Origin of the sequence: Streptomyces sp. S186 (assembly GCF_051603415.1) — a bacterium.
Taxonomy (GTDB): Bacteria; Actinomycetota; Actinomycetes; order Streptomycetales; family Streptomycetaceae; genus Streptomyces.
The window spans coordinates 7,645,641-7,654,180 of sequence record NZ_CP193932.1; the positions used below are offsets into that span (position 1 = coordinate 7,645,641).

The 8,540-nt window shown below is 72.5% G+C and carries 9 protein-coding genes; 5 read left to right on the top strand and 4 right to left on the bottom strand.

The genetic code is table 11. The features are described from left to right. Nucleotides 1-37 precede the first annotated feature (37 nt). The gene (locus ACRAS8_RS33435) at nt 38-373 is read left to right on the top strand and encodes an SHOCT domain-containing protein (protein ID WP_438489773.1); all 336 of its coding nucleotides are present in this window, start codon (nt 38-40) and stop codon (nt 371-373) included. 24 nt (nt 374-397) lie between these two features. Here the strand turns inward: ACRAS8_RS33435 and ACRAS8_RS33440 are convergent, their stop codons facing one another. The 3 genes from ACRAS8_RS33440 to ACRAS8_RS33450 all read right to left on the bottom strand — a co-directional run bounded on the left by ACRAS8_RS33440 (nt 398) and on the right by ACRAS8_RS33450 (nt 1,845). Next, a complete protein-coding gene (locus tag ACRAS8_RS33440) occupies nt 398-943 on the bottom strand; it encodes a hypothetical protein (protein ID WP_438489774.1) in 546 nt (181 codons plus the stop codon). An 88-nt stretch (nt 944-1,031) separates the two neighbouring features. Then, nucleotides 1,032-1,634 carry a SixA phosphatase family protein gene (locus tag ACRAS8_RS33445; protein WP_438489775.1) on the bottom strand — a complete coding sequence of 201 codons (603 nt, stop codon included), beginning with the start codon at nt 1,632-1,634 and terminating at the stop codon, nt 1,032-1,034. Nucleotides 1,635-1,647: 13 nt separating this feature from the next. Continuing rightward, a complete protein-coding gene (locus tag ACRAS8_RS33450; RefSeq protein ID WP_438489776.1) occupies nt 1,648-1,845 on the bottom strand; it encodes a DUF6126 family protein in 198 nt (65 codons plus the stop codon). A gap of 288 nt (nt 1,846-2,133) precedes the next feature. Between ACRAS8_RS33450 and ACRAS8_RS33455 the strand changes: the two genes are divergently transcribed. Further along, complete coding sequence (locus tag ACRAS8_RS33455) at nt 2,134-2,634, top strand: DUF402 domain-containing protein (RefSeq protein WP_438489777.1); 501 nt, start codon at nt 2,134-2,136, stop codon at nt 2,632-2,634. A 354-nt stretch (nt 2,635-2,988) separates the two neighbouring features. Next, on the top strand, nt 2,989-3,336 hold the full coding sequence (locus ACRAS8_RS33460; RefSeq protein ID WP_438489778.1) for a DUF3040 domain-containing protein: 348 nt from the start codon (nt 2,989-2,991) through the stop codon (nt 3,334-3,336). 425 nt (nt 3,337-3,761) lie between these two features. Here ACRAS8_RS33460 and ACRAS8_RS33465 read toward each other — a convergent pair whose 3' ends face one another. Further along, nucleotides 3,762-4,043: an acylphosphatase gene (locus tag ACRAS8_RS33465; protein ID WP_438489779.1), complete on the bottom strand. Its 282-nt coding sequence runs from the start codon at nt 4,041-4,043 to the stop codon at nt 3,762-3,764. A 1,710-nt stretch (nt 4,044-5,753) separates the two neighbouring features. On the opposite strand from ACRAS8_RS33465, the gene ACRAS8_RS33470 reads away from it, so the two are divergent. Continuing rightward, nucleotides 5,754-6,962: a cytochrome P450 gene (locus tag ACRAS8_RS33470; protein WP_438489780.1), complete on the top strand. Its 1,209-nt coding sequence runs from the start codon at nt 5,754-5,756 to the stop codon at nt 6,960-6,962. A 143-nt stretch (nt 6,963-7,105) separates the two neighbouring features. Next, entirely contained in the window at nt 7,106-8,461 is a 1,356-nt protein-coding gene (locus ACRAS8_RS33475; RefSeq protein WP_438489781.1) for a serine hydrolase domain-containing protein, read from the top strand. Nucleotides 8,462-8,540 lie beyond the last annotated feature (79 nt).

Sequence of the window (8,540 nt, forward strand, 5' to 3'; positions counted from 1 at the left end):
CCCGCAGCCGCCCTCCCAGCTGGGAAGGAGAGGTCCGATGTTGTTCTGGTACGGCCACCACCACGGCCCGGGCTGGGGCTGGCTCGGGGCCACGGTCGGCATGGTCCTGTTCTGGGCACTGGTGATCGTGATCGGCGTCCTGATCTTCCGCGCCCTGACCCGTCCCGGCGCGTTCGGAGCGGCCGGGCCGGGCCGCCGAGCGCCCGGTTGGGGCCCGGAAGTTCCGCCCGGCGGGCCGCCCACCGCGGAACAGATCCTCGCCGAGCGGTACGCCCGCGGCGAGATCGAGGACGAGGAATACCAGCGACGGCTGGCCGTGCTGCGCTCCGGCAAGGGCGGACCGACGAGACCCCCGGACGCACCGGCGCCGTGAGCCGCGGCTGCGACTGCGGCTCCGCTAATGCAGCTCCGCCTTGAGCAGCACGATGACGAGGCCGAGCACCAGGTTCACCACGGCCGAGACCACCACCAGCCGGGTCGAGGCCCCGGCGCGGATCGCGGCCGCGCCGGCCCAGCCGATCTGCTCCGCCACGGCGACGGCGAGCGCGAACCACGCGGTGGCCGGCAGGCTCAACCCCAGCAGCGGACTGATCGCCACGGCCACGGCCGGCGCCACCGCGGCCTGCGCGATCGGCCACTCGTGCCCGGCCACCCGGCGCACCCGGTTCCACGTCAGATGCCGGTACGACGCCAGCGCGCCGACAAGCCGGGAGTAGACGTGCGCGACCCAGAAGACCAGGCCCGTGACCAGCAGCAGAAGCACCAGCCCGACCCGTGGGAACGGCCCGAAGGCGGCGGTGCCGGCCACGACGGACGCGGCCTGGAGGGAACCGTAGACCGCGCCTCCGTAGTCGGTGTGCGCCCCTCGCGGCTCTTCCGGCCGCCCGGGGACGCGCCGGCCGTCGTCGTCCGCACGATCGTCGGCGCCCGTACCATCCGCCATGCCCCACAGGATCGCCGCGGACCCCGCGCGCCCGCGCGATGTGCGGACCATGGGGGTGACAGGTCAGGCCGACCCGGCCGGGAGTGCCTCAGTGAGCGTCGTGGGCCGCGCCGCGCGGAACGGCGAAGGCGGTGAGCACCGCGCCGCCCGCCTCCAGCCGCGCCCACCCGTCGGGCACCGTCAGCACCGCCACCGCGGACGTGGCGAACTTGCCACGGACCCGCGCGAGCGAATCGGCGTCGCCCGACCCGGCCAGCGCCACCACCAGGTCCTGCACGGCCGGCTGGTGGCCGATCACCAGCGCGGTCCGGCAACGGTCCGGGAGCGCCCGCACCACCTGGAGGAGGGTGTCCGCGCTCGCCGCGTAGACCCGTGGCTCGAAGATCACGTCCGGGCCCGCCGGAGCTGCCTGTGACGTGGGGAGTTCCGCCGTCGTAAGGAGCTCCGCCGAGACCCGCTCCCACGTCTCGCGGGTCCGCCGGGACGTCGAGCAGACCACCAGGTCGGGCGTGCAGTGCCGCTGCCGCAACCACCGGCCGACCGCCGGCGCGTCACGGCGTCCCCGGCCCGCCAGCGGACGCTCGTGATCCGGTACGCCCTCCCGCCAGGCGGACTTAGCATGCCGCAGCACGATCAGACGGGTGCACCCGCCCTCGGAAGCGCTCGTCGAAGCACTCTCGGCAGCACTCACGGAAGCCTCCGCGCTACTTCTGGGCGTGCGACCCCAGGTAGAACAACAGGGCCATGAAGCCGAGGAGGAGATGGCTCCCGGCGATGTAGAGGAACACCCGCCAGGACGCCCCGCGTTCCTTGCGGGCCTCCGACATCCCACCACCGAAGCCGGGATCGGGCGCGGACGGCGCCGCGTCGCTGGGCTGTCCGGTGCTCTGGCCGTCGCTCATGGTGTGCTGTCCGTCCTCCTGGGTATCGCCGCATGTCCCGACGCGGCCGCGGGCTCTACGGGCCCGGCAGCCGCCCACAGGCTTGCGAAACCCTGCAAGTCTAGGCGACGCCCCATCGCCCCGCCCCCTCGCTCACGGTTTCCCTCAGCAGGCCCAGGCACGTCACCACGAAAATCGCTGTCGCCACGGCCCTGAGCCGGGAGAAGCTGCGAGGCGCCGGTGCTCGGTGCTCCGTGGCGGAGCGCGTACACGGACGGAAGCAACGGAATCAACGGAAGCAGAGGGACTGTGGTGACTGGGACGGTGGCGCTGACGGTGGGGCGCGAGGCGCACGTCACGCTGACGAAAGCGGGGCGGACCAAGGTGCGGTACCCCGCCACCGTGGTGAGCGACGACGGCGTGCGCGCCGTGGTGCGGGCACGCTGGGCCCGGCCCACCGCCCGGGACTTCGGATTCGTACGCTTCGAGCCGGGCGACGTCCTCACCGAGCACTACTGGCGTGACCGCTGGTACGCGGTCAAGGCGGTCCGGGCCGCCGACGGCGCGCTCAAGGGCTGGTACTGCGATGTGACGCGCCCGGCGCGGATCGGTCCGGACGGCATCGCGGTCGAGGACCTGGAGCTGGACCTGTGGCAGTCGGCGGACGGTGCGACCGTGCTCCGCCTGGACGAGGACGAGTTCGTGCGGAGCGGCATCGAGCGCCGCGATCCGGCCGCGGCGGCCCAGGCACGACGGGCCCTGGACACGCTCGAAGCACTCGCCCGCGCCGGGCGGTTGGGCACCCTCTGACCCCGCCCGGCCACCGACTTGCGGATCCACCGGGACTGTGCCCTGCCCCTTGCACCGATGCCTGGCACCGCTGGCAATGCCTGGCACCGCCACCGATGACTGGGCGAAGGCGCCTTCCGCTCCACTCCGTTGCGCCGTCTGCGGTCGTCGCCACCCCGCCGGTCAGGCCCCGAGCGACGTGCATCCGCGTGCATCCGCACAGGTCACGGGCGGTTGGACGGCGCCGGTCCCAGGCCGGAACATCCCGGGTCCGGGCCGCCGCGGCCGTCGTTGCGATTGCCTGGCCGGCGGGGTGGGACCACAGTGGGAGGGAGAGCGGAAGTCGTGGGGGCGGTCTCACGGAGGCGTACCGCAATGACTGAGGCACTCTCCCGCCGGGAGCTTTTCCTCCTGGCACAGATCGAACAGGACTTGCGTACGGACGACGCGGACCTCGACCGTCGTCTGACCACCATGCGGTGGGACGTCCCACCGCCGCAGCCACCACCGTCGGCCGGGCACGGCCTCGGTCCCGCCGTCCGGGCACTGGGCGCCCTGCTCCGGGGCGTACTGGGGTCGGCGGCCTCGACCGCCACGACGGCGATGATCGCGGCCTGCGCATCGGTCTGGGGACTGGCGCTGACCTGTCTGGCCCGCCTGGTCGCCTGTCGGGCGCGGCTACGGAGCCCCGACGGCCGGGAACCGGCCGACGCCGACCGATGACCGCAGGCCGGCCATCTGCCCTGGATGCAGTCATACGCGCGGCTCTACGGGCTGCGAGCGGTGTGCTGGGGGCGGTCGTGGCGGAGCCCGTGGTGTGGGGCGACAGCCCGCACAGCGTGGTGCTGCGCTGCTCGGTGGAGGCCGGAGCGGGCAGAGCGATCATCAAGGCGTTCAGCGACGATCCGGAGGGACGCAGGTCCTTCACCTCGGAGGCGGCGGGACTGTCGCTGGGCCTTGCCGGGCCGCCGTCTCCCCGGAGTTGGGTGATGAGGTGGTGTGGGAGGCGGGGATGCGTCGGGCGACCGCGGTGTGGACGGTGGACGCGACGGCGTACTGGCTGCCACGGGTGGTGGCCGAGGACGGACCGTTGCACCCGCGGCAGCCGTCGTGTCCCCGCGCCACCGCCGGCGCCCCGCGGCCCGCGCTCAACGATGAGGCGTGGGCAGGATCTCGAAGCCGCTGAGCCGCTCCGGCTCCTCGTCCCGTACCTCGACCGTCGTCACGTCCGCGGCCGGCGGCCCCTCGTGCGCCCAGTCGACCATCCGCCGGACACCGTCCTCGGTCCCTTCGAAGACCGCTTCGACCTCCCCGTCGGGCAGGTTGCGCACCCACCCCGAGACGCCGTACCCCAGCGCGTTGTGCCGGCAGGCGTCCCTGAAGAAGACGCCCTGCACCTGTCCCGTCACGATGACGTGCTTCCGCACCATGCCCAGGACTCTAGATCAAGCGGTCGGACCGGTGCGCGACCACCGCTCCGGCGCGCCCCGGCGGGTTTCACCGCCGGTTCCCGGCCGCCGTGGTGAAGTCCACGTGCACCAGGGCCTGTTGGGTTTGTTTCGTACGCGCGTCAAGCCGGGGCGTTCGCGATTTTGTGGGGGCACATGGGGGCGCATGGGAGCGCAACTGGGGCGTGATAGGGGCGCATTGGGGGCGTATATCAGGGGACGTGGTGGCATCGGCCCGGAGTTTACCGCGAGTAACTCGGCGTGTGTGCCGGAGGGAAGGTCTGGGATCCGGCCAATTCGCCGACCGGTGAAAGCGAGCCATTCCGCGACGGGGGCGTTGGCCGGTCGGGTACGGGGAACGCGGGGGCGGGTGGGCGAGAGTCGGCCGGTGGGCCCGTCTGGCCTGCCGCTCCGGGCGGACGGTGCGATGGCCAACGCCCGGCAGGACGGCGAACGGTGACGCGGGCGCAGGCCCGGGCTTCGGTGCGGGGCGCTCGCTTTGCAGGTGGAATGCTGCCTGCGCCGCCTTGACGTCGTGCGGGGGTGAGCCGCATCGTCTTCGTCCGGCAGGAGAGAGAGGGGGCGCTCCTGGAGTGCCCGGCCGCCCTACGGGAAACGTTTGTGCGATTCTCGGCACCTCGCTCGAACGGAAAGTCGAATAACACGTGTCTCTTGGGTACCGGGAGTCCCAGGTGACCTACTGGCAAGTCAAGGCAAATGAACCGGAAAATCGCACATCGTCAGAACATGGGGGGTTGATATTGCGTGACGGCGAGTGAAGACTGTCGGTCATGTTCGACTGGCGAGAATGTGCCAGGGGCACAGATCGCTGACAACTCCAAGTAAGCCTGCCGGTAATGGTGATGGTCTCTCGTTGCCTCTTGTGGGCACCGGGTGGCCCGGGTGGGGTCCGCTCACGTTTGCTGGTGCGGAGACGCCTCATGCGTGCCCCGGGCGAGAGATTTCCTGTGGGGGATGTGTGGTGACGAGTCGGTCGACGGTGGTGTCACCGTCGTGGGTCCTTGCGAAGGGGACGGGGCCGGACGGTGGCCCGTGCGGACCGGCGTGCCGCTCGGCCGACGCGGCTGCCTTTCGGCTGCTGTCGCCGTTGACCTTGCGCCGCCGAGGAGGGCAGGTGCCACTCCGGTACGGGCGGCGTGGCGGGCGCGGGGCTCAACTTCCGTCACGTGCCCCCACATCCGGGCTGCCGGAAAGGATGTCCGGGCGCCGGAACGTGCTGTGCTGACGTGTTCCGCCGAGCGCCTGCGGGATTATTCCGTCGTGCGCCCGATTTCCCTCGCTCGGTGTGCGCGTGCGCAGTGTCGATAAGCGGAGTCGATAACCGGTCGCGTGTGCCGGGGAGTTCGGGAGAACGGGAAGTCCCGGAACTGCCGGAAGCGGTGCGGGGTGCCTTCGGAGGCGGTGTGGGGGTGCCTTCGGGCGTGCGGGCCGGCCTTATGGCGGCCATGTGCTGACGCCTGCCTGCGCGCCATTGTTCCGATGGCTTCCCCATTCGCTCGGCGGCAACACAGAATTAATCGGAAAGCAGTCAAGGCCGTGAAAGGGCTGTGATAGTAAGCCTCTTGCATCACCTGGCGAGCCATCTTTTCCGGGCGTCGGGCCGCCGAACAGTCCCGTGCACAACTGCCGTGGAGGAAAACCCCCTCCAGAACCCGTACTTCAGGAGAACCGGTGACCAGCAAAGAACTGAGCGCGTCGCCCACCGTCTTCGACGAGCTGATCGACCGGTGGCTGACCCTGCGGGCGGCCGGCCCGGTGCGTCACGACGAACGGCAGGGCGTCTGGCAGGTTCTCGACCACCGGAGCGTGGCCGCGGTACTGGCCGACCCGGCCACCTATTCCTCCGACCTCTCCGGACTGACGCCCACCCAGCCGGACTTCGAGACCTTCCGCGAGGGCAACTTCGTCGGCATGGACCCGCCGCGCCACCGCACCCTGCGTGCCCTGGTCAGCCAGGCGTTCACCCCTCGTGTGGTGGCCGGACTGGAGCCACGGATCCACACGCTGACCACCGAACTGCTGGACGCCGTCGCGGACCGCGGCCGGTTCGACGTGGTGGACGCGCTGGCCTACCCCCTGCCGGTCATCGTGATCGCCGAACTGCTGGGCGTACCGGCCGCGGACCGTGGACTGTTCCAGGAATGGGCGGCGGTTCTCTTCGCCGGCGACGACCTCGGCGACGCTCCGGACATGGCCGACCTCGAACGCGCCCTGAACGCCCTCGCGCCCACCGTGCGGGAGATGAACGGCTACCTTCTCGACCACATCCGCCGCCACCGCGGGGACCCGGGCGACGACCTGACCGGCAGACTGCTGGCGGCCGAGGCGGACGGCGTCCGCCTGACCGACCAGGAGATCGTCGGCTTCGTCGCGCTGCTGCTCGTCGCCGGGCACATCACCACCACCGCCCTGCTGGGCAACGCGGTGCTCTGCCTGGACGCCCACCCTGACGCCGCCGCCCTGCTGCGGGCCGAGCCGGGGCGGCTGCCGGCGGCCCTGGAGGAGGTGCTGCGGTGGCTGCCGCCCTTCCCCGAACTGGGCCGCCGCACCACGCGGGAGGTGGAGATCGGCGGCCACACCCTGTCGGCCGACACGCTGATCACGGCCCACCTCGCCACCGCCAACCGTGACCCGGCCCGGTTCACCGAGCCCGACCGCTTCGATGTGACGCGCCACCCCAACCCCCACCTGACCTTCGGCCACGGCATCCACTTCTGCTTCGGGGCGCCACTGGCCAGGCTGGAGGCCCGGATTGCCCTGCGCCTGCTGCTGGATCGATTCTCCGACCTCACGGTCCCGGACCACCGTGACGTGGTGCTTCAGAACCCGGCCGTGATCGTCAGCCCGCGCCATGTGCCGTTGGAGGTCCGCAGGTCATAGCGCCGTGCGCCGCACGGACCCGGCCCCACCGGCCGCGTCCGCGTGAGACGACCGGCCGGCCCGCCCCCACCGGGTGCTGCCGGTCCCGCGGCAGGCAGTCGCGTCATTCCCCATGAGTTCCGAGTCCCGGGAGTTCCTTCCTCATGCCGCACGCTCCGAGCGCGCCGGTCGCGAACCGGCAGCCGACCCGGATACGACGTCTCTTACAAGAGCGTCTGGACACCCTCGCCCGCGCCCATCACGTGCCGGGCGCCCAACTCGCCGTACACGTCGACGCGGTGACCTACACGCTGCACACCGGCGTGGCGGACGCCGGGACGGGCCGGCCGCTCACCGCCGAGACGGCGGTGCCGCTGGGCTCGCTGACCAAGCCCTACACGGCCGCCGCCGTGCTGCTCCTGGCCGACGACGGTGACCTCGACCTCGACGACCTCGCCGGGACGCACATACCGGAGTTGCGCCGTGCCCCGCACCTCACCGTGCGGCAGCTGCTCAGCCACACCGGGGGACTGCCCACCGGGCCCGACTCGGACGACGCGACGGGGCTGACGGCCGCCCGCTACCTCGCCACCTACTGCGCCGGCCCGGACATGGTGTGCGCGCCCGGCACCGGCTTCTCGTACTCCAACGCCGGATACGTCGCCGCCGGGCGGCTGATCGAAGAGGTCACCGGCATGGCCTGGCGGGACGCCGTGCGGACGCTGCTCCTCGAACCGCTGGGCACCGCGCCCGCCTTCCTGGGCGAACCGGCTCCCGGGCGGCCGGTCGCCCGCGGCCACTCCGTCCACCCGGTCTCCGGCCGGGTACGGCCGGTACACCAGACCCTCGCGCCGGTCGAGGCTCCGGCGGGCGGACTGGCGGCGAGCGCCCTCGACCTGGTCGCTCTCGGGCGGGCGCTGACCGGTGCGGGTCCCCGCGCGGTGCTGGCGCCGGAGGCCGCCGAGGAGCTGCGCCGCCCGGCGCCCGGCGCCGTCCCGGGCGCGCTCGCCGACGCCTGGGGCCCGGGCCTCGCGCTCTTCCAGCAGGGCGCCCGGCTGTGGTGCGGCCACGACGGCAACGCCCAGGGCACCTCCTGCCATCTGCGGGCGGAACCGGACACCGGAACCGTGGTCGCCTTCACCGCCAACGCCAACAACGGCACCGCCCTGTGGCACGAACTCGCCGCGGAACTCGGCGGGATCACCGGGGAGCCGGTCCCGCCGGCCGCCCGGCCGCCCGAGCGGGGCCCGGCCCGCGCGCTGCCCCAGGGCGCCGGGAGCTACCGCAACGGCACCGTCGAGTACCTCGTCACCGCGGACGCCGCGGGCACCCTGTCCCTCACCGTGAACGGCGACACCCCGGCGCCGCTGGTCTGCTACCCGGATCTCTCCTGCGACCTGGTGGACCCCGCCACCGGTCGTACGGTGCCCGGCGGACGCTTTCTGCGGGACCCCGACAGCGGGGCCATCGACCGCCTCCAGATCTCCGGCCGCACGGCCCGCCGCACCGCCACCGCCTGAACCGGGCCCGGCGGACGCCCAGGTGTGCCTCCCCACCCGCTCGCCCCTCCGGCTCCGCTCCGCCCGGCCCCGCTTCTCC